At 35.5% G+C, this 24,834-nt stretch carries 28 protein-coding genes; 8 read left to right on the top strand and 20 right to left on the bottom strand.

All coding sequences use genetic code 11. The features are described 5' to 3' along the window. Together ASE40_RS18220 and ASE40_RS18215 are read right to left on the bottom strand one after the other, a co-directional pair. On the bottom strand, window positions 1–693 hold the full coding sequence (locus tag ASE40_RS18220) for a DUF421 domain-containing protein (RefSeq protein WP_057118549.1): 693 nt from the start codon (window positions 691–693) through the stop codon (window positions 1–3). A 148-nt stretch (window positions 694–841) separates the two neighbouring features. After that, complete coding sequence (locus ASE40_RS18215; RefSeq protein ID WP_057118548.1) at window positions 842–1,813, bottom strand: D-alanine--D-alanine ligase; 972 nt, start codon at window positions 1,811–1,813, stop codon at window positions 842–844. A 259-nt stretch (window positions 1,814–2,072) separates the two neighbouring features. Here ASE40_RS18215 and ASE40_RS18210 point away from each other — a divergent pair, with 259 nt between their 5' ends. Both ASE40_RS18210 and ASE40_RS18205 read left to right on the top strand, forming a co-directional pair. Continuing rightward, entirely contained in the window at window positions 2,073–2,693 is a 621-nt protein-coding gene (locus tag ASE40_RS18210; protein WP_057118547.1) for a PASTA domain-containing protein, read from the top strand. Further along, window positions 2,683–3,729 carry an RluA family pseudouridine synthase gene (locus ASE40_RS18205; RefSeq protein WP_057118546.1) on the top strand — a complete coding sequence of 349 codons (1,047 nt, stop codon included), beginning with the start codon at window positions 2,683–2,685 and terminating at the stop codon, window positions 3,727–3,729. Before ASE40_RS18210 ends, ASE40_RS18205 begins: the two co-directional genes overlap by 11 nt. Before the next feature lie 203 nt (window positions 3,730–3,932). Here the strand turns inward: ASE40_RS18205 and ASE40_RS18200 are convergent, their stop codons facing one another. From ASE40_RS18200 to ASE40_RS18145, 12 genes are all read right to left on the bottom strand, one after another. Next, on the bottom strand, window positions 3,933–4,544 hold the full coding sequence (locus tag ASE40_RS18200) for a family 16 glycoside hydrolase (RefSeq protein ID WP_057118545.1): 612 nt from the start codon (window positions 4,542–4,544) through the stop codon (window positions 3,933–3,935). Then, window positions 4,545–5,786 carry an ATP-binding cassette domain-containing protein gene (locus ASE40_RS18195; RefSeq protein WP_057118544.1) on the bottom strand — a complete coding sequence of 414 codons (1,242 nt, stop codon included), beginning with the start codon at window positions 5,784–5,786 and terminating at the stop codon, window positions 4,545–4,547. A gap of 15 nt (window positions 5,787–5,801) precedes the next feature. Next, window positions 5,802–6,653 carry a sulfurtransferase gene (locus tag ASE40_RS18190; RefSeq protein WP_057118543.1) on the bottom strand — a complete coding sequence of 284 codons (852 nt, stop codon included), beginning with the start codon at window positions 6,651–6,653 and terminating at the stop codon, window positions 5,802–5,804. Window positions 6,654–6,659: 6 nt separating this feature from the next. Continuing rightward, window positions 6,660–7,490: a ThuA domain-containing protein gene (locus ASE40_RS18185; protein ID WP_057119846.1), complete on the bottom strand. Its 831-nt coding sequence runs from the start codon at window positions 7,488–7,490 to the stop codon at window positions 6,660–6,662. A gap of 29 nt (window positions 7,491–7,519) precedes the next feature. After that, complete coding sequence (locus tag ASE40_RS18180) at window positions 7,520–7,909, bottom strand: DUF1398 domain-containing protein (RefSeq protein ID WP_057118542.1); 390 nt, start codon at window positions 7,907–7,909, stop codon at window positions 7,520–7,522. Window positions 7,910–8,029: 120 nt separating this feature from the next. Further along, window positions 8,030–9,022 carry an alpha/beta fold hydrolase gene (locus tag ASE40_RS18175; RefSeq protein WP_057118541.1) on the bottom strand — a complete coding sequence of 331 codons (993 nt, stop codon included), beginning with the start codon at window positions 9,020–9,022 and terminating at the stop codon, window positions 8,030–8,032. Window positions 9,023–9,177: 155 nt separating this feature from the next. Then, window positions 9,178–10,041: a mechanosensitive ion channel family protein gene (locus ASE40_RS18170; RefSeq protein ID WP_057118540.1), complete on the bottom strand. Its 864-nt coding sequence runs from the start codon at window positions 10,039–10,041 to the stop codon at window positions 9,178–9,180. Between the two features lie 89 nt (window positions 10,042–10,130). Further along, window positions 10,131–10,568: an acyl-CoA thioesterase gene (locus ASE40_RS18165; protein WP_057118539.1), complete on the bottom strand. Its 438-nt coding sequence runs from the start codon at window positions 10,566–10,568 to the stop codon at window positions 10,131–10,133. Window positions 10,569–10,695: 127 nt separating this feature from the next. Further along, window positions 10,696–11,169, bottom strand: a complete 474-nt coding sequence (locus ASE40_RS18160) for a DUF1203 domain-containing protein (protein ID WP_057118538.1) — start codon at window positions 11,167–11,169, stop codon at window positions 10,696–10,698. Between the two features lie 78 nt (window positions 11,170–11,247). Then, complete coding sequence (locus ASE40_RS18155) at window positions 11,248–11,709, bottom strand: SRPBCC domain-containing protein (protein WP_057118537.1); 462 nt, start codon at window positions 11,707–11,709, stop codon at window positions 11,248–11,250. A gap of 85 nt (window positions 11,710–11,794) precedes the next feature. After that, window positions 11,795–12,262: a hypothetical protein gene (locus ASE40_RS18150; protein WP_057118536.1), complete on the bottom strand. Its 468-nt coding sequence runs from the start codon at window positions 12,260–12,262 to the stop codon at window positions 11,795–11,797. A 59-nt stretch (window positions 12,263–12,321) separates the two neighbouring features. Continuing rightward, window positions 12,322–13,593, bottom strand: a complete 1,272-nt coding sequence (locus ASE40_RS18145) for a Na+/H+ antiporter (RefSeq protein ID WP_057118535.1) — start codon at window positions 13,591–13,593, stop codon at window positions 12,322–12,324. Window positions 13,594–13,974: 381 nt separating this feature from the next. Here ASE40_RS18145 and dnaK point away from each other — a divergent pair, with 381 nt between their 5' ends. The 6 genes from dnaK to ASE40_RS22545 all read left to right on the top strand — a co-directional run bounded on the left by dnaK (window position 13,975) and on the right by ASE40_RS22545 (window position 19,071). Next, the gene (dnaK, locus tag ASE40_RS18140; protein ID WP_057118534.1) at window positions 13,975–15,861 is read left to right on the top strand and encodes a molecular chaperone DnaK; all 1,887 of its coding nucleotides are present in this window, start codon (window positions 13,975–13,977) and stop codon (window positions 15,859–15,861) included. Window positions 15,862–16,066: 205 nt separating this feature from the next. After that, window positions 16,067–16,621 carry a helix-turn-helix domain-containing protein gene (locus ASE40_RS18135; RefSeq protein ID WP_057118533.1) on the top strand — a complete coding sequence of 185 codons (555 nt, stop codon included), beginning with the start codon at window positions 16,067–16,069 and terminating at the stop codon, window positions 16,619–16,621. Further along, window positions 16,618–17,097, top strand: coding sequence for an Arm DNA-binding domain-containing protein (locus tag ASE40_RS22415; RefSeq protein WP_241774393.1), 480 nt, complete (start codon window positions 16,618–16,620; stop codon window positions 17,095–17,097). Before ASE40_RS18135 ends, ASE40_RS22415 begins: the two co-directional genes overlap by 4 nt. Beyond that, window positions 17,061–17,876: a site-specific integrase gene (locus ASE40_RS22410; protein ID WP_317039126.1), complete on the top strand. Its 816-nt coding sequence runs from the start codon at window positions 17,061–17,063 to the stop codon at window positions 17,874–17,876. Before ASE40_RS22415 ends, ASE40_RS22410 begins: the two co-directional genes overlap by 37 nt. Then, entirely contained in the window at window positions 17,873–18,622 is a 750-nt protein-coding gene (locus ASE40_RS18125) for a hypothetical protein (protein ID WP_057118532.1), read from the top strand. Before ASE40_RS22410 ends, ASE40_RS18125 begins: the two co-directional genes overlap by 4 nt. A gap of 230 nt (window positions 18,623–18,852) precedes the next feature. Next, entirely contained in the window at window positions 18,853–19,071 is a 219-nt protein-coding gene (locus ASE40_RS22545) for a helix-turn-helix domain-containing protein (protein WP_317039125.1), read from the top strand. Between the two features lie 296 nt (window positions 19,072–19,367). Here ASE40_RS22545 and ASE40_RS18115 read toward each other — a convergent pair whose 3' ends face one another. The 6 genes from ASE40_RS18115 to ASE40_RS18095 are packed head-to-tail and all read right to left on the bottom strand — an operon-like array spanning window position 19,368 to window position 24,833. Continuing rightward, window positions 19,368–20,663 (bottom strand): DASH family cryptochrome, encoded by a 1,296-nt coding sequence (locus tag ASE40_RS18115; protein WP_057118531.1) that lies wholly within the window; start codon window positions 20,661–20,663, stop codon window positions 19,368–19,370. After that, window positions 20,660–22,198 (bottom strand): cryptochrome/photolyase family protein, encoded by a 1,539-nt coding sequence (locus ASE40_RS18110; RefSeq protein WP_057118530.1) that lies wholly within the window; start codon window positions 22,196–22,198, stop codon window positions 20,660–20,662. Before ASE40_RS18110 ends, ASE40_RS18115 begins: the two co-directional genes overlap by 4 nt. 1 nt (window position 22,199) lies before the next feature. After that, complete coding sequence (locus tag ASE40_RS21755; RefSeq protein WP_082586833.1) at window positions 22,200–22,337, bottom strand: DUF2256 domain-containing protein; 138 nt, start codon at window positions 22,335–22,337, stop codon at window positions 22,200–22,202. Further along, window positions 22,324–23,727 (bottom strand): cryptochrome/deoxyribodipyrimidine photo-lyase family protein, encoded by a 1,404-nt coding sequence (locus tag ASE40_RS18105; RefSeq protein WP_057118529.1) that lies wholly within the window; start codon window positions 23,725–23,727, stop codon window positions 22,324–22,326. The genes ASE40_RS21755 and ASE40_RS18105 overlap by 14 nt, the downstream gene beginning before the upstream one ends. 20 nt (window positions 23,728–23,747) lie before the next feature. Further along, window positions 23,748–24,398, bottom strand: a complete 651-nt coding sequence (locus tag ASE40_RS18100; protein ID WP_128414992.1) for a flavin reductase family protein — start codon at window positions 24,396–24,398, stop codon at window positions 23,748–23,750. A gap of 15 nt (window positions 24,399–24,413) precedes the next feature. Next, complete coding sequence (locus ASE40_RS18095; RefSeq protein WP_057118528.1) at window positions 24,414–24,833, bottom strand: DUF2452 domain-containing protein; 420 nt, start codon at window positions 24,831–24,833, stop codon at window positions 24,414–24,416. Window position 24,834 lies beyond the last annotated feature (1 nt).

Genomic DNA, 24,834 nt, shown 5'->3' with positions numbered 1-24,834 from the left:
TTAGGTAATTCTAAGGGTTTTTATTGCTGGAACCCATTCGTCTTTTTTACAGATTTTACATTTTGCGGTTCCTTTTTTTTGTTCTTCGGTATGACCGCAAAAAGTGCAGGAATAAATTCCGTCACTTAGAATGTTTTTACTTTTTTGATGGAAAAGTAAAGGCAAAATAGGAAGTCCGTGTTTCACTTCTTCATCTTTGTAAAAAAAGACGCTTATTTCTCCGCTTGTTTCTATAAAAGCATGTTTAACTTGTCCTAAATGTTCAATGGATTTGATTCTTAATTCAGAGAAAAATTCGTCCTGAGCCAAAGATTCTTTTTTAAAAGTTGAGATAGAAAATTTTCCGTCATTGATTAAGCATTCGGTTTTGCCTTCTATAAATTCCTCGAATTTTTTACTCTTTCCAGTAAGCCATGTTACACCGCGATATAGGATAATGATAACTAAGAAAACAATCGCTGCCGGTATTATTCCGACATCTTCATAAAACATTGGATCGCCGGCGGCCGAACCAAGCGCAATAACAATTACGGTTTCGAATATAGATAATTGTTTTACTCCTCTTTTACCAGCTAACTTTAATGTAAGCAGTAAAATAGTAAACATAACCGTTGAACGAAATATTACTTCCAGAAGGAAAATCTGGGGTAATTCGTTAAATAACAATCTATTCCATTCAAAGATTTCTTTCATTTTTTTTTAAGGTTCTAAGGTTCTGAGATGCTAATTTTCTAAGTTTTTAGGTTTAAGCTTTTGGTGACTTCGACTTCACTCAGCCTGACATAAAAAATAAGGTTCTGAGATCTTAGTAACTTAGCATCTCAGAACCTTAGTATCTTTTTTAAGCTAGAGCTAACTCAATCGCATTGGTAAATAAATCTTCTAGAGAAATTCCAGCGGCTTTTGATTGCTGCGGAATCAAACTTTCTGTCGTTAAACCTGGAATAGTATTCATTTCCAGCATGTACGGTTCGTTGTCTACGATGATAAATTCGCTTCTTGAGAAACCTTTCATTTTTAAAACTTCGTAAGCGCGTTTTGCTGTTTCTCCGACTTTTTGAGTTAATTCGTCTGAGATTCTCGCGGGTGTTATTTCTTGCGATTTTCCTTCGTATTTAGCTTCGTAATCAAAGAAATCATTTTCTGAAACGATTTCAGTCATTGGTAAAACTTTAATTTCACCTTTATAATTAATTACGCCCACAGAAACTTCAGTTCCGTCAAGGAAACTTTCTATGATGATTTCATTGTCTTCTTTGTACGCCACTTCGATTGCAATTGGCAGTTCAGCTTCGGTTTTTACTTTAGAAATTCCAAAACTTGAACCTGCTTTGTTTGGTTTAACGAAACATGGAAGTCCAACTTTTTTAACAATTTCAGCTGTATTGATTTCGTCTCCCTTGTTCAAATAATAAGAGATTGCCGTTTTGATTCCGTATGGTTTTAAAACCGATAATAAATCTCTTTTATTGAATGTAAGTGCAGATTGGTAATAATCGCAAGAAGATTGCGGCATGCCGATTAATTCGAAATATGCCTGCATTAATCCGTCTTCGCCTGGAGTTCCGTGAATTGCGTTGAAAACACAATCAAAAGTGATTTTTTCTCCGTTTACTGTTACTGAAAAGTCATTTTTATCGATTGGGAATTCGGCATCATTTTGGTCTACATAAACCCATTTTTCTTTGAAAATGTGAATTCGAAATCCGTTGTATTTTGTTTTATCAAGATATTGGTATACAACGTTTCCGCTGATCAGCGAAATTTTGTATTCGCTTGAATATCCGCCCATGATGATGGCAATGTTTTTCATTTTATTGTTTATTTGTTTAATCGTTTTTGTTATTTAATCGATTTTATTGTTTTTGTTTCTAATTGTACTAATTTTTACGAATTATGTTTGTTCGTTATATTTGTCAGACTGAGCGAAGTCGAAGTCCCCGCAAAGTAATTCGGCAAACGGGACTTCGACTTCGCTCAGTCAAACAATTTCTTGCATTCTTGTTTTAAACAAAATTATCATTTTTTTTGAAACGAAATACTTTATCTTTGTCGCTATTAAAAATAAATTTATGAGTTTACGTCAGTATTTAACAAGCCGAGTTTTTTTCTTGCAATTGCTTGCGGCCGCAGCTATCATTGCGGTTATTGGTTATTTATTTATGCATTGGTTGACTTTTACAACTGATCACGGACATGAAATAGCTGTTCCGAATTTGTCTAAACTGACTGAGGAACAAGTAGAAGAGAAATTGGATGAACTGGATTTAGACTACGTACTGCTGGACAGTGTTGATTACAGAAGTGAATTCCCAAAATATAGTGTTGTTGAGCAGGATCCGCTGCCGGGAACTAAAGTAAAAGTGGGAAGAAAAATTTATATTAAGATTAATGCTTCAGGCTTTTCTTCTGTTAAAATTCCTGATTTGATCGAGAAAACGTATCGTGAAGCAGTTCCGACTTTAAAAGCTTTAGGACTTGAGCCAGGAACTATTACTTATATTCCGAATCTTGGAAAAGATATGGTATTGGAAATGCGTTTAAAAGGCAGAAATTTAAAAGTAGGAGACCGCGTATTGAAAGCGTCTAAAATCGATTTGGTTTTAGGTGACGGAAAAGCAAGCTATGTAGATGAAAGTCAGGCAGACAGTACAGCAACTGAGCCTGCAGAAACCCCACAAGATGAACAATAATATTGAAGAAAATTTAGATCTGGAAGACGAATTATTCGAGCATTACAGATTTGAAGTACCTAAAGGTCAGGCGTTTTTGCGTATTGACAAATATTTAATGAATTTGATTCAGAATGCTACGCGCAATAAGATCCAGAACGCAGCAACTGAAGGAAACATTTTTGTAAATGATATTCCGGTAAAATCAAATTATAAAGTAAAACCTTTTGATGTGATTACGGTTATGTTATCGCATCCGCCGTTTGAAAATCATATTCTTCCTGAAGATATTCCGCTGAATATTGTTTATGAAGATGATGCTCTTTTATTGATCAATAAGGAGCCGGGAATGGTTGTACACCCAGGTCACGGAAATTACACCGGAACTTTGGTAAATGCCTTGGCACATCATTTTGATAATCTGCCAATGAATAGCAGTGAACGTCCAGGTTTGGTGCACCGTATTGATAAAGATACTTCTGGTCTTTTGGTTGTGGCTAAAACAGAAGCTGCAATGACACATTTAGCAAAACAATTTGAAGCTAAAACGACTGAACGTGAATATATTGCCCTTGTATGGGGAAATGTTGTGGCTGAAAGCGGTACCATTGAAGGAAATCTGGCAAGACACTTAAAAGACCGCATGCAAATGGCGGTTTTTGACGATCCTGAAATTGGAAAACCTGCGATTACACATTATAAAGTTTTGGAACGTTTTGGTTATGTTACCTTGATTTCTTGTAAACTGGAAACGGGAAGAACGCATCAAATTCGTGCGCACATGAAACACATCGGACATCCGTTGTTTAATGATGAACGTTATGGCGGACATTTAATCTTAAAAGGAACAACTTTTACAAAATATAAACAGTTTATAGACAATTGTTTTAAAGCTTTGCCGCGTCAGGCACTGCATGCCAAAACTCTTGGATTTGTTCATCCTAATACTGGCGAATTAATGCGTTTTGATACAGAATTGCCACAGGATTTTCAAGATTGTATCGAGAAGTGGCGTAATTATGTGAAGTCGCATAATGTCGAGGATGAAGATGCTTAATTAGGGAATTTGTCAATTAGATAATTAGATAATTTTTCCTTAACTAAATGAAATAGAAAAAGCTCCTTTTCGGAGCTTTTTTCGTTTTACCATTCCAATATTCTGTAGAGACGCACCGCAGTGCGTCTAACGCATTGTGAATATTTGTGGAGACGCACAGCAGTGCGTCTCTACAGTTATGCTTTGTGTTATTAATTTAATTCTTAAATAGATTTAATTTTTAAACCAGTTATTTTTACTTCACCGTTGGTTATAAAACCTAGTTTTCCTTTTTCATTTAAATTGCTTTTTTCAAGAGAACATTCTAAAGAAGTTTTGTTGTCTACAGAAAAGAATAATTGATTGTTTTGGACTTTAATTTTAACGGAATACCATTTATTGTTTTCTAATTCCATTGGTTTTTTAAACAACGTTTTTCCGCCTCGTTTACCATACGAATCGTCTTTTTTATCATAAATTCCATCGCCAATTACTATGTTTTGATCAATTTGGTACAAGTATGTTCTAATGTATTTTCCTTTATCCAAATTAAGCATTATTTCAAATAAAGATTCTCCTGTCATATTGACTTTTAAATCAATTTCATAATTCTCTGGAAGCTGTTTTTTCGAAACCAAGACTCCCCAAGGAGAAAGAGAACCATTTCCTGTAAGAGTGTCTTTTTTTAGAATCCATTCTTTAGAATTAATCGTCCAATCTGATTTTAGTTCTTTTGAATTGTTTAAAGTATATTCTTTTTTTACTGTTGAAATCGTGCTCGAGCAAGAAATGAATAACAGCTGTAAAATAAGAATTGATGCAATTTTAATTTTCATTTAATTTAATTCTAAGTGGTATTTTATTTTTCCGATTGATCCTGTTTCAGCTGGCAAAAGTTCGAAGACAGAAGTAGGAGCAAGGCCTTTTTCGATTCGGTGAGAAACGTAAATGATGCTTACATTAGTTTCCTGTTTAATAGTGTTGATTAATTGAATTACCAAATCTACATTTTCGTCGTCTAAACCTTCAACTGGTTCGTCTAAAATTAATAAAGGCGGATGTTTTAAAACGGCGCGGACAATTAAAGCCACACGCTGCTGTCCAACAGAAAGATCAATAAAACGTTTTTTACGCAAATGTAACATTTCTATCACTTCAAGCCATTGCGTTACAATTTGCTTTTGATGTGTTGTTGGTTCCGTATAAAGTCCTATCTGGTCAAAGAACCCAGATAAAATCATTTGTTCTAATGTATGGCTTTTTTGAAATAAATCGGTCATCGAAGTTGCGAAGATTCCAATTTGTTTTTTAATATCCCAAACACTTTCGCCAGTTCCTTTTTTTCTGCCAAACAAAAATAAATTCTGCCCAAAACCTTTTGGATTATCGCCCGTAATTAAGGATAAAATAGTGCTTTTTCCAGAACCGTTTGGACCAATTAACTGCCAAAATTCGCCTTGTTTTACGGTCCACGAAATGTTATTTATAATTTTACGTTCTTCGTAACTTACAGAAACATCTTGCAGTTTAATTAATACACTTTCGTGAAAGTCATGAGGTTCTAAAGCTTTTGGAATTGCAGCTGTATTTAAGGTTTTAAAATGGTTTTCGGTTTTTACTAAAGCATGTAGTTCGAAAGTATTGTCTCTTATTAATGCCTTATTCGGAACAAAATCTAATACGTCAACAGTACGGTTTAAAATCTGAATGATAGCGATTTCGGTTGTAAGATCTTTTAATGAATCAGCGAGGATTACTCTTGAAGGCTGATCCAAGTGATCAAACGGATTATCGAAAATGATGAAATCGGGTTTTTGTTCAATACAGTAACGTAAAAACTCTTTTTTGCGTTCTCCGGAAGAAAAGGTTCTTAATTGTCTATTTGATGTTTTAGAGGCTTCAACGCTGTCGTATTGAAACTCTTTTTCTATGAATTTCTCAATTGCAATATCAGAGAACAGAATTCCTTTTTGGTTATTAAAAACCGCTAATTCTCCTTTTGCTTCACCGTTTAATATATTATCTATAAATGCTTTTTTATTTACCTGATTTGATAAAAGTATATCCCAATGCTGCATGGTGTATTTTTAGTATTATTTATTCTCTTTTAATGCCATTTCGCGATCGTTTCTCGACCATTCGCTCCAAGAACCTACATATAATTTCGGAATGGGAAGTCCAGCGTAGTCCATTGCTAATAAAGTGTGACAGGCTGTAACGCCAGAACCGCAATGTACAATTGTATTTTCGCTTTTTTTATCTCCAATTATAGCTTTGTATTTTTTGGCTAATTCTTCAGGAGATTTGAAAAATCCGTTTTCGTCTAAATTTTCAGTCAGCGGTACATTTATAGCTCCAGGGATATGTCCCGCAATTAGATCTAAAGGTTCTATGAGTCCTTCAAATCTGTTTTTGTCTCGAACATCAATTACAATATTTTGATCGTTTTTACGGGCTTTTTCGACTTCTTCTATCTCTGCCAGCGGTAATTTCCATTTTTGAACAGGATAAGTTGTTTTATCAAAAATCTCAATTCCAGAACTGGTAGGGAAATCAGATTGAATTGCAGACTGAAAACCGCCATTTAAAACCTGAATTTTTTCATGTCCGACAGCGCGCATCATCCACCAGAATCGGGCTGCGAAATTAGAACCATTTTTATCATCATAAACTATAACATGGTCTGAAGCTGAAATTCCGATAGAAGAAAGTGTTTTCGAAAAATCTTCCACAGCTGGCAATGGATGTCGTCCGCCGTTTGCGGGATTTTCTGTAACTGCTGCTAAATCTCGATTTAAGTCTACAAATCGCGCTCCTTTTAAATGTTCTTTTTGATAGATTTCAAAAGCGTCTGCGCCCGTTCGCGCATCAATTAAAATGATATCTGAACGATTTAATAGAATTAATTCTTCTGCTGTAATTAAAGGAGAAATTGAATTATACATTTTGTTTTATTTTTTTGAATTTCCGAGCCAAAGCAATGCATTCAATATTAACTGGCTTTGTGTTTTATTTTCAAAAGTATACGATAAGGTTTTGTTTGTACCGCCTTCATAATCAATATCATTGTGCCCCATATTTACGTACAGCATTTTATATTTTTTATTCGTCCATACAACTGGATAGTAACCGCTGTGCCAAATTTCATGCGCTTTTGGACCAGTTCCTAATGGAAAGCTGGATTCGTCAATTGCGACTAAAATCTCGATGTCTGGATTTTTCGTTAAATCATTAGACCATCGATACCATTCGTTTGGTGCTGATGTAAAAGTCTTTGGTAGATTTTTGGTGACAGGATGCTGATTTTCAACTCTAAGAACTGCCGAAGTCGGTTTCCAAGTGTTGCTTCCATATTCGCCAGATCCTAAAAAAGTATTATGATACCAATTCCAATCCTGATTATAACTCGAATCATTTAAAGCAAATGCTGAAAAATGAAATCCGATGAAACCTCCGCCATTTTCCATGTATTTTTGAAAAGCTTCACGTTGTTCTTTCTTTTCTGGTCGCGTGTCTAAAAACAAAACCACTTGATATTTAGCTAAAAACTTAGCATTCAAATTGTCCCAATTGCTGGTTGAATCGTATTGAAAATGATTTTCTGACGCTAATTTTGGAAAATATTTATTGGCTTCATGAACAAAGCTAATATGTGCCTGATCGTTTTTTGCGGTATAAAAAGCAATTACTTTAAATTTTGGATTTTCTTTTTTGCTTTGAGAAAAACCAAAGAAAGAAATTGTTAGAACAAAAAGTAAAATAATTCTTTTAAAAATGCCCATCGAATTTTGATTGAAAAATGACATGAATATTAACTAGGAATTTTTTCGATCAAAATCTCATTTTCAGATTTGTCAAAATAAGTACAAGTCATTTCAATAATGTCTACACGCCATTTTGCAATACCACATTGTGCGCAATGTTTGCAGAATGTCATATAATCTGTTTCACCGTGCTGATGTTTTACTAAGAATTCGATAAAAAGTTCTTTGTTCGGAAAATCAGCCACTTTTATTTCAGGATATTTTTCCTCAGCTTCGGCTGTATAATTGTTTAAACCGTAGTAGACAACGCTTCCGTCGTGCACGTAAGTGTCGTATCCTTTTACGCCTAAGATGATTAAATCTTGTATATAATTTGGAAAATCAGCTCCAGTTTTCACTTTTGCATGAGCTTCTTTTATTTGTTCAATTGTAAACATAATTTTAGTTTTTAAGTTAGTTTTTTTGCCACGAATTGCACCAATTCACACGAATTTATTTTTTAGTTTGATGCACATTAAAATTAGTGCAAATTGGTGTAATTTTTGGCAGACAAAAAGTTATTGTTTCAAAAATACGATTAATGGTTTTATAAATGAATCAAAAGATTCGATATGCGGTAAATGTCCTGTATTTGGGACTTCAACCAATTTTGAGTTCGGAATTGCTTGCTGCGTTTTTTTACCCAATGCAGCATAATTTCCCATTGTTTTTTGGACTTCTGCGGAAACCAAAGGTTTTCCTAAAGCCGTTTTATCTCTCGTTCCAATAATTAAAAGCGTCGGGCTTTTGATGTTTTTAAATTCATACAAAACAGGCTGTGTAAAAATCATATCGTATAAAAGTGCAGAATTCCACGCCACGCGGTCATAATTTGGAGCTGTTGTCCATCCCGCGCCGAGTTCTGCCCATTTCAGGTAATCTGCATTCCACTTTCCATCATAATAATTAGCCATCTGATATTTTTTTATGGCGTCATAATTTTGTTTTAATTCAGACTCATACCACCAATCTACAGGTTTGTAAGGCACGACCAATTTCCAGTCTTCTAAGCCAATGGGATTTTCCAAAACTAGTTTTTCTGTTGTTTCAGGATACATTAATGCAAAACGTGTTGCCAGCATTCCGCCCATAGAATGACCTAAAATGGTTGTTTTTTCGATTCCCAAATGATCTAAAAGTTTCTTGGTATTTTGAGCTAACTGCTGAAAAGTATATTGAAAATTGTCAGGTTTTGTCGATTTACCAAAACCAATCTGGTCTGGTACAATCACTCTAAAACCTTCTTTTGTTAATGCCTTTATGGTAGTTTCCCAATAAGCTCCATTGAAATTTTTTCCGTGAAGCAGTACAATATTTTTATTGTTATAATTATTTGGTTTAGTATCCATATAAGCCATTTTAAGTGCTTGACGCTGATTGCTTAATTCTAAAAATTGGACAGGAAACGGATATTCATAATTGGATAAATTAATATCTAATTGCTTGATTTTCTGTTCTTGTGCGAAACAAAAAACAGGAAGTAAAAGTATAAGGAGTTTTAAAGTTTTCATTTAAAAATGGTTTTTTATTAAGGATTATAAAATTACCGCTATGCATTTTTAAAACCAAAAAATCCACTCTTAAAGTTATGGGAAAAAACCGATTGAGTTAAAAATTAAGCCATTACAGCAATAATTTGGTGAATGACTTCTAAGATTATTTCAGATTATTTTAGATCTAGATTTTTTAGATCATTGTTTTTTAAAGTTACAACACGCTGTGGATACGGAATGTCGATATTGTTTTCATCAAATCTTTTTTTAATGCTCTGCAGTAAATCGCAGTACATTACAAATCCGTCAGTAGAGTTTTTTGCCCAAGCCCACGCTTTTAGATTTACACTAGAATCGGCCAATGCGACAACACGTGCTATAACAAGGGGAGTTTTTTGCTTTTTGGCTTCTGCTGTTCGGGTATCAATAAAAAGAGGATGTTTGGCGATTTCATCTTTTATGATTTCCAATGCTTTTTCGATATCAGAATCATAACCAATTCCAATTTCGATTATTTTACAGCATTTTATATCGTGCATATTAGTATTCACAATAATTTGATTGCTGATAACAGAATTCGGAATAATAATTCTATTGTTTTCGGCATCTTTTAGAACGACTTGTCTCAAATTGATATCTTCAACAGTACCTACAAAATTATTTATGGTGATTTTATCATTGATTTTAAACGGTTTAAAAATGACTAAAAATATGCCGCTGACAATATTACTCAAAGCTTGCTGAGAAGCCAAACCTGCAACTAGAGAAATAACTCCGGCACCTGCTAAAAAAGAATGTCCAATGATTTTAAATTCAGGAATTTGGATTAAGGCAAAGGCAAACCCAAGTATGTAAATTAGCGTTATAATTAAGTGTTTTAAGAATTTAAACCCAGTGGCATCATATTCTTTATTTGTTTCCTTCTTGTACAAAAGATAACGAAGCACTCGATCTGTAATCGCGCCAAGAATGATTGTGATAATGATTATTATAGTTATAAAAATACCGATTCGGAAGTCCTTAAAGTAATCGATCATAAATTTTAATTTTGAGAAAAAAAATCCAAAAAACAGATATTCAAATATCGTTTTTTGGATTATAAAGTTAAGATAAATACACTTTATTTTTAAAGTCCAACAAAATCATCGCTTTTTGGGAAAATACTCAGCGCTTGAACTGCAATTTCTGGAGTTGGAAAAGCTAATTTTCGTAGTTTGGTGTCCATCCAGGCTCCGTCTACAGTAATTGTTGCGCAAAGGGTATCGTCTTCTCTTCTAAATTCGTGAATAATCGACCAGCGAGAAGCATCGGCTTTCATTTTTGAAGTTTTGGTATGAATGAATATTTTGTCAGAAAGTTTTAATTCTTTTCTAAAAACGCATTCTTCTCTAAATAAAACAGGACCAAAACCTTGTGTCTGCATTACTTTTAATGTTAACCCAAGTTCTTCAAGGATTTCAATACGATGCTGCGCGCCAAAATCGTAATAAGCACTGTGACGAACGTGAAAGTTTGGGTCAAGATCTGACCAGCGGAAAGATATTTCTTTTACAAATGAAGCCATTTTATAGTTGTAATTTTGATGAGAAATCGAAATTACGAATAAAAAATAAAAGAATATTATAAAATTACTATGCGTGCATATTTTTTTATTGTTTTCCAATTTCATTAGATATTAGAAAACAAATTTTTTATGCTCTTTCAACTAAACAGTTATAACAGCCTGGTCTTGCATTGTGAATATGTATGTAATCTATTTTTTCGTTTCCGAAAGTTTTAATAATATGCTCTTTTAGAGTCTTTCCTTCAATTACAGATGCTTCTTTCATTAAGCCGTTTTTGTCATAACCACGCAACGAAAGTAATCTATGATTAAACAGTTGTGGAATCTGGTTGATTTCGAATGTTGGTGTAGAGTTTTTATTTCGTATAAAGATCGGTCCGCTTGCTTGATAAGGAGAAGTTGTTTTATGATGGTTGTATGGCAATAAAATAACTTCTTCCCCAATTTGTGCATCTTCTAGACTTATTCTGCAGGGAAACCCCGGGAATTTATCGACTATCATTTTAATTGCCCCGATTTTTTCTAGTTCTAGATTTGTTAATTCGAAGTAGCCTGAAAACTCTACATGATTTAAAGGCTTGATTTTAAAATTTGCTTCCATAATTTTTTTAAGCAAAAATCATGTTTGTTCGAATGAAAAAAAATCCAAATCTTGCTCTGTTTTTTTTACTTGATATATTTACGAGGCCATTCGCCCCAACTCATCTTCTAACTTATCAAAATTCTCTTCATTTTTATCAACAACATACGGTTTCAGTTTTTGGCATTCTTCTTCGGTTTCAAAAAGCATTTTAAACACAACTTTTGTCTGATTTTCGGCAACAGTTTCAAATGTGGTAAGAATCTGAAATAATGGTTTAGAATGACGTTTCCACGCTATAAGATTCGGTTTGTCTATTTTTATAAATTCGCATTCATTGGCATAATTTCCTGCTTCTGGACCGTGCATGATAAAGCTCCATTTGCCACCTTCGCAAAAATTAAATTCATTGAAAGTATTCGTAAAACCTTTTGGTCCCCACCAATTTTTCAAATGTTCGGGAGTACTACAAGCTTTAAAAACCAGTTCCTGCGGGAAATTTAAAATTCGAGTCGTAACAATTTCGGAATCTGGTGTTGTCGAAAGAATATCTGAAGTCATTTCTGATGAGTTTTAAATTAAACAAAAACGGAGTAGGATAAAATTAGTATTAAATTTTTAATTAGTTGTTAATCTGTGTTCTATGTTAGATAGTTTCGAGATTATCCCATTCATATTCTATCTTGTTAACTTTTATATAATAAGGAATTAATAATAAAATTTCGAGCCTTAGTGAAAAGTGACCGTCTCCCATACTAAAAGGAATTATAAACATAGAAGCAATGCATATTGCGACACCACAAACGGCATCTAATTTTGCAATATTAATCGCATTTGGTTTTTCGAACCAAAGTGAATAGGCTGCAAATCCTTTTAAAAGCATAATCGCAATGATAAAAAGACCAGTTCCAGAGTATGCTGTGTTGCTTGAAAATCCATAAAGAGATAAATTTACATTTGGCACAAAAAGATTTGTAATAAGCGAGCCAACTGCAGCGACACCTAAAAGCATAAAGATCCAGCAGAAAGTTTTAATCCACCAAGGTAATAATTTACGTCTTATTACGGGAGGTTTGTCAAATTCGTCAAATTGGCTTTGTAATTCTGAATTCATGTTTTGTGGTTTGTAGTTATTGGTTAGGGAAAATTATATTATGCGTAAAATGATTAAAATCAAGATGGAGCTTTTTCTGTTTTTTTAGGATTTAGTTTTTTAACAATCAATGGCAAAGTAAGTCCTTGACCAATAAGAGTTAAAAGCACAACTGCTACAGAAATAAAGATAATAGCATTGCGTTCTGGAAACGGAGTTCCGTCTTCAAGAAATTTTGGAAGTCCAATTGCTATGGCAAGCGAAACAATTCCGCGCATTCCAGACCAGCTTAAAATTATACTGTTATTAAAATCGAGAAGTGCATGTTCGCTGATTTTTCTTTTTCCTTTTCCGTTTTGAAATGCTTTTTGAAGATTGATTTTTTGAAGAAATATCCTTGCCATTCTAATTAACAAAGCTACAACTGTTATAATTGCAGCATATCCAATATAAGGCAAAACCATTCCTTCGTCAATATCTTTTAAAATGTAGCGAAAGTTAAGTCCGATTAAGATGAAGATTAATCCGTTTAGAAGAAAAATAATAATGTCCCAAAGACTTTTAGATTGGTTTTTTAGACTTTCGGGAAAAATTTTATTGCTGAAACGAGCAATTGCTAACCCTAAAATTACAACTGCAATTACACCAGAAACATGCAGATGTTCAGCAACTAAATACGCCACAAACGGCATTAAAAGCATGAAACTTATCGTTACGTTTACGTTTTTATGAACTCTGTTTAAAATAAAAGCCAGGATTTTTGCCATGACAAAACCAACTAAAAATCCACCTCCGAGTAAAAATATAAATTCAAGGGTAGCTTTCCAGATTATAAAAGAAGATCCTAAAACTGCGGCAACTGCAAAACGGTACGCTACAAGTGCAGAAGCATCATTTATAAGACTTTCTCCTTCTAAAATTGTTAATGTTTTGTGCGACAATTTTAATCCTTTAGTAATACTGATCGCGGCAACGGCATCTGTGGCCGAAAGTATTGCTCCTAATACAAAAGCAAGCGGCCAGGTCATTCCTGGAATCATTAAATAAGCAACAACGGCAATCCCCGCAGCGGTCATAAAAACCAATGAAACAGCCAGAGCTCCGATAGTGTTGATGTTGGTTTTGAAATCTTTTGGCGATATGTTAAAAGAAGCATCATATAATAATGGAGGCAGAAATATCAGGAAAATAATCTCGGGATTGATTTCGATTTCGGTCATTGTCGGAATAAAACCAATTGCAATTCCCACTATAACCAATAAAATAGGCTGAGGTAATTTTATTGTGTCGGCAAAGGCAGATAATCCTATGACAATGGCAAGTATGAATATAATGATGCTGTAATTCTCCATTTATATTATTTAGAAAAAAGGCTAATGTAAGTAATTCAGTATTTAATTAAAAATTATTCTGATTTGATAGTAACGAAAAGTAATTATAAAAATGATTGTCCTAGCCCCGATAGCAACGATATCCCTTTATGCCGGTTTCGAAGCTTTGGGAGGCATAAAAGATATAGCGGATAGCGGGAAATAGTTCCTTAATGCCTTAATAATGACATGAAAAAATATATCATGCCATGATTGTCAGGTTTTAAAAATGTCATGTTGTCAGATGATTTTTGTTGTGCCATTATTAAAACTGACAAATTACTTTGGTTTTTGATATTGGCATAAAGATTGACTTATGCCACCTGAGTTATGAAATTAAATCAAAAATTAAATATATAAAAAATGGGTAAAATAATCGGAATTGACTTAGGTACGACGAACTCTTGTGTTTCTGTAATGGAAGGTAACGAAGCAGTTGTTATCCCTAACGCAGAAGGAAAAAGAACTACACCATCTATCATCGCTTTTGTTGAAGGTGGCGAAATTAAAGTAGGTGATCCTGCAAAAAGACAAGCAGTAACGAATCCTACAAAAACGATTGCTTCTATTAAACGTTTTATGGGACACACTTTTGCTGAAACTCAAGATGAGGCAAAAAGAGTTCCTTACAGTGTTGTAAAAGGTGACAACAATACTCCACGTGTGGATATTGACGGTCGTTTATACACTGCTCAAGAATTGTCTGCAATGACACTTCAAAAAATGAAAAAAACTGCTGAAGACTATTTAGGTCAAACAGTTACTGAGGCAGTTATTACTGTTCCTGCTTACTTTAACGATGCGCAACGTCAAGCTACAAAAGAAGCTGGTGAAATCGCTGGTCTTAAAGTTATGCGTATCATCAACGAGCCAACTGCTGCTGCACTTGCTTACGGATTAGATAAAAAAGGAACTGATCAAAAAATTGCTGTTTACGATTTAGGTGGAGGTACTTTTGATATTTCTGTTCTTGAATTAGGAGATGGTGTATTTGAAGTATTATCTACTAATGGAGATACTCACTTAGGTGGTGATGATTTTGACCAAGTTATTATTGATTGGTTAGCTGACGAATTCAAATCTGAAGAAGGTATTGATTTACGTTTAGATCCAATGTCATTACAACGTTTAAAAGAAGCTGCTGAGAAAGCTAAGATTGAATTATCATCTTCTGCTGAAACAGAAATCAACTTACCATACGTAACTGCTACTGCTTCTGGACCAAAACACTTAGTAAAAAAATTATCTAGAGCTAAATTTGAGCAATTATCTGATACTTTAGTAAAACGTTCTATGGAACCAGTTGCTAAAGCATTAAAAGATGCAGGTTTATCTACATCTGATATCGACGAAGTAATCCTTGTAGGAGGTTCTACTCGTATGCCAAGAATCGCTGACGAAGTTGAAAAATTCTTCGGTAAAAAAGCATCTAAAGGTGTTAACCCTGATGAGGTTGTTGCTATTGGAGCTGCTATTCAAGGTGGAGTTTTATCTGGAGATGTAAAAGATGTATTGTTACTTGACGTAACGCCTCTTTCTTTAGGTATCGAAACTATGGGTGGTGTATTGACTAAATTAATCGAGTCTAACACAACTATCCCAACTAAAAAATCTCAAGTATTCTCTACTGCTGCTGATTCTCAACCATCTGTTGAAATCCACGTATTACAAGGAGAAAGAGCAATGGCTGCTGATAACAAAACTATCGGTCGTTTCCACTTAGATGGTATTCCACCAGCACCAAGAGGAGTTCCTCAAATTGAAGTAACTTTCGATATCGATGCTAATGGTATCATCAAAGTTTCTGCAACTGACAAAGGAACAGGAAAATCTCACGATATCCGTATCGAAGCTTCTTCTGGATTAACAGCTGAAGAAATCGAAAAAATGAAAAAAGACGCTGAAGCTAACGCTGATGCTGACAGAATTGCAAAAGAAAGAGCTGAGAAATTGAACGAAGCTGATAGTACTATTTTCCAAACTGAATCTCAATTGAAAGAGTTAGGAGATAAACTTACAGATGAGCACAAAACAGCTATCGAATATGCTTTAACTGAATTGAGAATGGCTCACCAATCTCAAGATCTTGATGCAATCCAAAAAGGATTAGACAATGTAAATGCAGCTTGGAAAACAGCTACAGAAGCAATGTACGCTCAAGGTGGTGAACAAGGTCAACAAGCTGCTCCACAACAAGAGCAGTCTTCTGGAGACAATGTTGAAGACGTTGAATTCGAAGAAGTCAAATAAGTACTGATTAACATCAGGTAATAATAAGTGCTAAACCGCTGTAAATGTAAAGTTTACAGCGGTTTTTCTTTTTTATTCATTTTTATTTTTGCTGCTTTTTAATCGTTTTTTATCATATATTTGTACCATATTTGTACCTGTCCCTTAAGTGGAGACGAAGTGGGACTTATGTACCCTTATGGTATCTTAAGAGGAGACAAAGATAATGAAAAGAGCTAATAAACAATGTGTTAACTGCGGGGAAGAATTTCTTCCTAAAACCGTCACTTCTGTCTACTGCTCCCATGTATGCAGTAAAAAAGCATACAAACTGAAGATGAAACGGCTTAAAATTGAAGAGGAGCTCAAAGCGCTTACGGATAAAATACCAGAGAACAGGGCATTTATCTCTGTTCCTGAAGCTGGCATGCTTTTTGGCATTAACAATAAGTCCCTTTACCGGCTTGTCGGGCAGGGAAAAATTCCTTCAATTAATCTGGGATCCCGCCTTATAAGAATAGACCGCAGAGTTATGGAAGAGATGTTCGGCCCTGCACGTAATCTGCCGCAGGCTGAAAGCGGATTGAAGAAAAAATTATACAGCCTTGAAAAAGAGGACTGCTATTCTATCGGCGAAATAGCTAATAGGTTTCAAATATCTGAAGGTTCTGTCTACAGCCATATCAGGAAATATTCAATCCCGACCAGACAGATTGGAAAGCATGTATATGCTCCAAAAAGCGAAATTGATAACTTGTATAACGGAAAAGATTTTATATGAAACAATTAGCAAAAACCAAGGTGACTGTTCGTCTTCGAAAGGCAGAAGACCGAAAAGAATGGTATGTTTACATAGAAAGCTATCCTGTTGAGGTCTCTGGAAAGAAAACTCCCCAAAGAATCCGTGAATATTTAAACAGAGCCGTAACAACGGTGGAGTGGGACAAGAAAAGGACTGCCCGCACAGATGCAGACGGAACTAAATCCTACAAACCCAGACGCACCGATAACGGGGTAATAATGTGCAGAAGCGAAAGCGACCGTGAAATAATGCTGTATGCGGACGGAGTGCGCAAAATCAGGCAGAAGGAATACGATAATACAGATCTGTACAGTGATGCTGATAACCTATTGGCGGAACAGAAAGAGAAAGGAAAAGAGGATTTTATTAAATACATTTCCGCGGTGGCGTCTAAAGACACGCCCGTAGTTCAAAATCCATTCAGATCCATTGGGAGCGGACCAGAGAATTTTTAAAAAGCTATTCCAAAGGCAGCCTGATGTTTTCCGAGGTTGACAGCACAATGGCGGAAGATTTTAAACTGTTTCTGCTGGGTGCCCCGCTAGGAGGAGGCAAAAAAGGAATACTTTCCCGCAACACTGCGGCAAGGTATTTTTCCATTTTTAAAGCGGCTTTAAAACAGGCCTTTATCGACGGATATCTAACAGTTGATTTATCTTCAAAAATAAAAGGCATTCCGGATCAGGAGTCAAGACGTGAATATCTGACCATTAAAGAATTGAATGCATTGGCTGAAACGCCCTGTGAAAAAGACGTCCTTAAAAGAGCCTCGCTTTTCTCTGCTCTAACCGGCCTGCGGCATTCCGACATTCAGAAGCTCCGATGGAAAGAGATAAGCCTGGAAGACGGTATGGCCAAACTGCATTTCACGCAGAAAAAGACAAGGGGTGTGGAATATATGCCTATTTCTCGGCAGGCTTTCCAGCTCTGCGGAGAACCAAGGCTTCCCGGGCAGCTTGTTTTTGAGGATCTGCCGGACCCGTCCTGGATTTCACGCCCTCTGAAAAAATGGGTTGAATCTGCCGGCATTAAAAAGAACATTACCTTCCACTGCTTCCGCCATACATTTGCAACACTGCAGCTCTCAAGCGGGACAGACATCTATACGGTCAGTAAAATGCTCGGGCATACCAACGTAAAAACTACTCAAATCTACGCCAAAGTAATAGATGAGAAGAAAAACAGAGCTTCCCAGGCAATACAATTGGAATCTTTAAAGAAAACAGCGAAATGAAAATAAAGTACTTTGAATATATAGCAGTTTACCTGTCTGTTTTTTTAGTCTGTGTTTTTGTAGGTGCAATCGGAAGACTGGTCCTTCTGGAAAAAGGTGCGGATGAATATACGGCCGGCGTTTTCTTTTGGATCTGCACTGGATTTGGAATTTTAATGTTTGCAATTCTAAGTTTATTTCTTAACGACTTGGCTGAGAGATTACTGAATCGTTTTTTGAAGACAAAAAAAAATGAATCGCCTGAAAGCCGGATTCCAGGTGAAGACCTTGAAAAAATACAAGAGCAGCCACAGGATGCTTTAATTAAGCCCGAAATGCTTGAAAATAAAAATTCAGCCAGAAATATTCAGCAGATAAGGGAGGAGCGGCAAAATGCAGCCAGAAATCAAAAACAGGCTAGAATTGATACTGCCATCCGTTATGCACAGCAGGAGTTTGCGCTGTACGTGTCGGATGATGATTTGAAACAATTGGGCAGGAATATAATCATATATGCTGAAGACATAAATTTTGAAAAGATTAAACCGTTAAAAGTAAAAGATCTGTCCAATCTCGATCTGTATCATTTTGGCTGGAATATCTGGAATTGCTTTAAAGTCAGCAGGCAGGACAGAGCCGCGCAATTTTTAAAACTGACTTTTGCTGACGCTTTAAAAGATGTTGAGCAGAACAGCATTAAAACGCATCTGAAAGATGATGAACAGAAAGGGCTTATAAAGATTATGGAAGATTTTACAGATTTTTAACTGCCAATACATATAAAACACTGTGTTTGTCAAGTGTTTCTGCTGTGAAGAAGGACACAGCAGAAACACTTTTTTCATTTGCGCCATAACTGTTAAAAACGATAGCTATGGACACAAACGAAATCTCTTTTGAGAACCTGCCTAAAGCAGTAGCACATTTAGTGAAAGAAATTGCCGAGATTAAACTTTTGATTCAGAATGTATAGGTATATGAATCTAAAGAAAAAAGTATTCCTATTGGTATTGAAGAAGCAAGCCGGCTCATAGGAAAAGCAAAGCCTACAATTTACGCTCTTGTAAGGCAGAGAAAAATTCCGTGCTATAAATATGGTAAAAAGCTGTACTTTTTTGAAGAAGAGCTTTTAGAATGGATTTCTAAAGGGAAAAAGAAAACAATCCAGGAAATAGAATCAGAAGCATTAAAGTATAATCATAATCGAAATAAATAGATAGAGGGATAACTCTAGTAGATCATCAAAAAGCATTCAATACAAAACGATTTTTTATCTTCAGACAAGTAATTTTTGGTTTTGATGTGCGAATAATTAATATTTTAATGTTTGTTAAAATTTAGAGGTCTCTAATTTTAATTAGGGAAAATTTGGACTTTGCAAAGATATTTTTTTGAAGGAAAGAAAAAAATACCATGTAGCTGTCTTTTTTTAATGATTTAAACTGAGATAAAATAAGAACGTATTATGTCCTGGTTTTATAAGAATCTGTAAAAGGGAGATTACGTCGGTTATTATTGCTTTTTTAACCATAAATTTCTAAAGCTTTTATCTTTATCGTAATCTATTGCCTGTTTTTCGATATTGAAGTAACGACTACCTCTTGGGTCATTTCCAACACCGGCTAAATAAGCCCAATTCCCCCAGTTGCTGCAGACATCATAATCTATGAGCTGCTGCTCGAAGTAAGCTGCACCATATCGCCAGTCTATTACTAAATCGTTACACAGATAGCTTGCTGCATTTTGACGGCCACGATTACTCATAAAGCCCGTCAATTTGAGTTCAATCATGTTGGCATCAATAAAATCGACACCTGTTTTTCCTTCAATCCAGTTATGGAGCTTCTGAAAATCTATTTTTGAAGTTGAAGAATCGCTATTTTTAAGTCCGTTCTTGTAAAAAAAACGGTTAGGATATTTCTTCATCATAAATCTAAAGTAATCGCGCCAAAGCAATTCAAATACCAGCCAATAAGTTGATTCATTAGCAGTATAAAGGGACTCGTATCTTTTAAGTTCCTGGTAAATAAATCTTGGAGAAATACATCCCAAGGCAAGCCAGGACGAAAATTTGGAAGAATAATCAGGACCTGCCATTCCGTTTCGGGTCTTCTTGTAAGTTGATATTAGATTGGATTCAAAAAAATAATAATCTAATCTTTTTAAGGCCTGAGATTCTCCTCCAGCAAATTCAAAAGCAGCTCTTGGGTCCATAATTATCTTTTTTAAACCAAGCTGCTTGAGATTTGGAAGTTCAAGTTTAGGAATTTCTGGCGACTTTATATTTTCCGGTTTTTCAAATGCCAATCGTATTGCAGCATCTTTCTCCGTTTTTTTTCTGAAATCAGTAAATACATCCGGTATGTTTTTTATTGAAAAAGGTAGGTCCTCTGCATGATACAAAGTACTGGTACTAAAGGTTAAAAATTCACATCGAAGCTTCCAAAGCTCCGACTGAACTAAATTTTCAGTACGCTTTTCTTCAAAAGCAACTTCACGTTTGGCATACACTTTAACAGCTTTGTAGTGTTTCACTGCTTTTGGAATTTCAATTTCAGGCTTTCCTTTCAAAATAAGCAGTCCGGATCCTAATGCTCTTAAATTCCTATCCAGATCAATTAAGGATTCCATAAGAAATTGGGCCCTGAAATCTCCTGTTTTTTTAAATCCATAAGGTGTTACTGCAAAATGTGAATCGTCGAAACAATAAACAGGAATAACACTGTCATTTTGTGAGGCTGCTTTCAATAATGTTTCATTATCGGTTATTCGTAAATCTGTTTTAAACCAAACTAATGCTGTTTTCATAAGTTATTTATATTTTTCAAATAATAATCAGCCTGTTTCAACATTGCTGCTTTAGCTTCGGGCTTCATTTTATGCCATGTTTTATACATTATTCCAATTCTTGGATTTTCTGCGAGCTTCTGTTCCTGTTTATCATAAAAATTCCAATACAGGCTGTTAAAAGGACATGCTTTATCGCCTGTCTTTTTTGCTTTATTATAGAAGCAGGTACTGCAGTAATGGCTCATTTTATCAATATAAGAAGCTGAACTGACATAAGGTTTGGTGCCGACAATTCCTCCATCTGCAAACTGGCTCATGCCTCGTGTGTTTGTTATTTCAACCCAATGCAGAGCATCGATATATATGCCAAGATACCAGTTGTCGACTTCATCAGGATCGGTTCCGGCCAAAAGGGCAAAATTCCCTGTGATCATCAAACGCTGGATATGGTGCGCATAAGCAAATGTCAGGGACTGCGTTATGGCGTCTTTAAGACAGTTCATTTTAGTTTTGCCTGTCCAGAACCATTGAGGCAATTTTTCCTTATGGCCAAAAAAATTTAATGCAGCATATTCCGGCATCTTGAGCCAGTAAATACCCCTCATGTATTCCCGCCATCCAATAATCTGACGTACAAAACCTTCCAATTGATTGTAAGTGATGATTTTAGAATTTTTCTCCCATTTTGCAATTGCCGTTTGTATGACTTCAGATGGAGAAATCATTTTTGTGTTTAACGAAAATGATAATCTGGAGTGGTATAAGGACCACTCATAAGGGACCATCGCATCTTGGTAAGAACCGAATAAAGGCAGGCATTCATCTGTAAAATAATCAAGGAGTTCAAGGGACTGTTCCCTGTCTATTGGCCAGATAAAATTTGTTTTGTCAATAGATCCGATCGTTTTAATATCATTCTGTAAAATGGCATCCACTATGTGGGAAACATCATTATTAAAAACTAAAGGAGCAGCGGGTTTATGATTTTTAGGCAGTTTCTTTCTATTCTCCTGATCATAGTTCCACTGGCCTGTCAGTGGGCTGTCTGCTGACATTAGTACATGATGTTTCTTTCGCATGGCGCGATAAAAACTTTCCATCAGCAAAGTTTTTTTGCCTTCAAAGAATTTTCCCAGTTCATTACGGGTACTGAAAAAATGCTCGGTATCGTAAACTTTAGAAGCAATAGAAATCTGGGATGTAAATTTTTGTAATACTGCATCTACGCGATACTCATCGGGCAGCATGTATTCGAATCTTGTGTAATGATCCCTTTCTATTAGAAGGGATAGATTGGCCTCAAGGGACTGTAAATTGTCTTTATCGTTTATTTCCAGATAAATAAAATGGTGTTTTTTGGATTTCAGGAAGTTGGAAAACTGGCGCATTGCCGCAAAGAATCCTGTTATTTTTTGTATGTGGTGTATGGCATAGTCGGTTTCTGTCCGGATTTCCATCATCACATAGGTTATTGAATTGTCTATCGTTTCAAACCAGGAATGATTGCCATTTAGCTGATCTCCAAGAATGAGCCTTAAAGTTTTGGTTTCCATATTATTTACTGCTTCTGCATTTATCACTGCAATATTTCACTTCGTCCCATACCTTTTCCCATTTTTTTCTCCATGCAAATGGTCTCTGGCAGACGATGCAGGTTTTACTGCGCAGGTTTTGCTTTTTAACTCCTCGCATTTTTTTGTTTATTTCTAAAACTCCAGACAATATCACTGGCGTATTTCCGGGTTTCTTCTATGTCAACGATGGGCTCTGGATAATCTTTACCTATTTCGCATTTGTAAAATTGCTGCTCGATAATATTTAATTTCCATGGTTCATGAATTAATTGTGGTGGAATTTCAGCCAGCTCAGGCAGCCATCTTTTTATAAAAATACCCTCTGCATCGTGCTGCTGTGAGTTTTTTATCGGATTATAAATTCTAATGGTACTGCCTGTTGTTGTACCGGCCTGCATCTGAATCTGCGGATAATGAATTCCGGGTTCGTAATCTAAAAACTGTCTTGCCAGAAAATGCAGTTCACGCCAGTCCTGCCACAAATTGAATGTAAAAAAGGAAACCAGCATGGCCCTCATTCTAAAGTTTATATAACCTGTGCGGACTAAACATCTCATACAGGCATCAATAATTGGAACGCCTGTTTTACCTTCCTGCCAGGCTTTTATATAGATTTCATTTCTGGGTTTTATCAGGGAATCATAATCTTTGTTTATATTTTCAAATTCAATTTCACAGTTATTTTCAAATTTCTGCATAAAATGGCAGTGCCAATGCAGTCTGGAAACAAAATTAAGTATAGCCCTTTTGCTGGAAGATGATTCATAAAACTGATTGGTATATTGATACACCATTCGCATACTGATGTTTCCGTAGGTCAAATAGGGGGATAAGCGGCTGCAGCCTTTTCGGCTTAAACCAGGTTTGGAAATATGCCGGCTGTAATTGACATGTCTTTCTTTTACAAAACTTTGCAAATACCGCCAGGCCCAATATTCGCCGCCCTGCTGAAAATTTTCATTTCGCTGCTTAATTTCACTAGAAAGCGCTTTCCCTTTTAGCTTTTGATAGAGATCAGGATCTAAATTTTCAAATTTAAAAGTAGTCAGATCAATCATTTTAGGAATTGCACGCATTGTTTGCTCCCAGCGCTTATCCCAATCTTGTTTAGATCGCAGCTTTCTGATTACACCATGGAGCTGCGATTGTTTCCAAAGTATTTTATGATTATCAAAGAAAGACTGCATGGCATTATCCCTGTCAAAAGTGGCCTTGCTGCCTATTTCCTGATGCGAAAATACCGTTTGAACATCATAAAGACTGCATAGGTGCTCAAAAACAGTTGCAGCTTCGTTATGAAAATAATAAATCTGCGCAGCAATTGACTTTAATTTAGACTGCATTTCCTGTAAGGATTCATAAACAAACCGCCAGTGACGCACATCAGAATCAGGGCAAGCCATTATCGACGGCTCAAAAAAATAAACTAAAAGAAGCGGAATATTTTCCCGCTGGGCCATAAACAGGGGTTCGTGATCTGTAAAACGGAGATCACGTTTGAACCACATAATATTTATCTTTTTTTTATTCAATTTTTAAGCAGTGATGTAATTTCCTTATCTGGTTTTGCATAGCTTAAACGGTCTAACTGGATGGTTTTATGATAGCTGTCCAGACCCGAACATGTAACGGTATTGGCTTTTTCTAAATCGACAAAACCATCCTCAGACAAGCAGTCTTCGGGAATAAAAATCTGGACTATTTCCCCAATGATCATAGTAGTGTTATTGATTGGAATGGCCATTTTTTCTTTAAATTCAATACCTAACTGTATGCTGCTTTCGAGCACAAAAGGAGCGGGAAAGTTATTTTTATATTCCACGCTGAGTCCTGCAGCTTCAAATTCTGAAATTTCTCTGCTGTATCTCGCTGATGTCTGATGTGCCTGCCTGTATATCTGTTCGCTGATATGATTAATAGTATAGAATCCTGTATCTATAATATTTCTCATAGTATCACGCTCTGGCGGGCTGGGGCGAAAAATCATGCCTATTAATGGAGGATTGGCACCAATATGAAAAAAAGAACTAAAAATGGATAAATTAGTATTTCCCTCACCATCAGAAGTTCCAACTAATGCCACACTTTTAAAACCGCCTAAACTGTTTATTAAATGCACGGCAGTCTGCTTTTCCATTTTTTCAAGATCACTGGTTTTAAAATTTATTTTGTTTTTCATTAGTATGAAGTTTTATTAAAAGATTGAGCTTTTCAGATCGATCAGTATCCATTTTTTATCGCTGTTAAGTCTAAAAGTACCTGCATGTTCCTTATTCCATTCTTTGGGCCCTATTAGTGAAAGAAAGTGAGAACCATCTGCATCTTTATATAAATGATATATTTCGCCCACAATAGGTTCAAAAGAAAATCTGGCGTTGTATACCAGTTCATTCCACTGGAATTCCTCGATTAAATCCAGGTAATGCATTTTCAGTTCGTTGAATTTACTTTCAAATTCTTTGTTTACCTTATTTATGCCCATGTTTTTCCAGCCTGCTGCATCATCTGCTTTTATTACCGGTGCGCCCACATTTGTAGCATATGGCAATAGCCTTGCATTATAGCCATGATCCTTTGAAAAAACTACATTATCGGGTTTATCGTTTTTCGTCATC

Origin of the sequence: Flavobacterium sp. Root935 (assembly GCF_001429295.1) — a bacterium.
In the GTDB taxonomy this organism is placed as follows: Bacteria; Bacteroidota; Bacteroidia; order Flavobacteriales; family Flavobacteriaceae; genus Flavobacterium.
The sequence above is the reverse complement of the archived record's forward strand: the minus strand, read 5'-3'. Positions and strand labels throughout refer to the sequence as shown.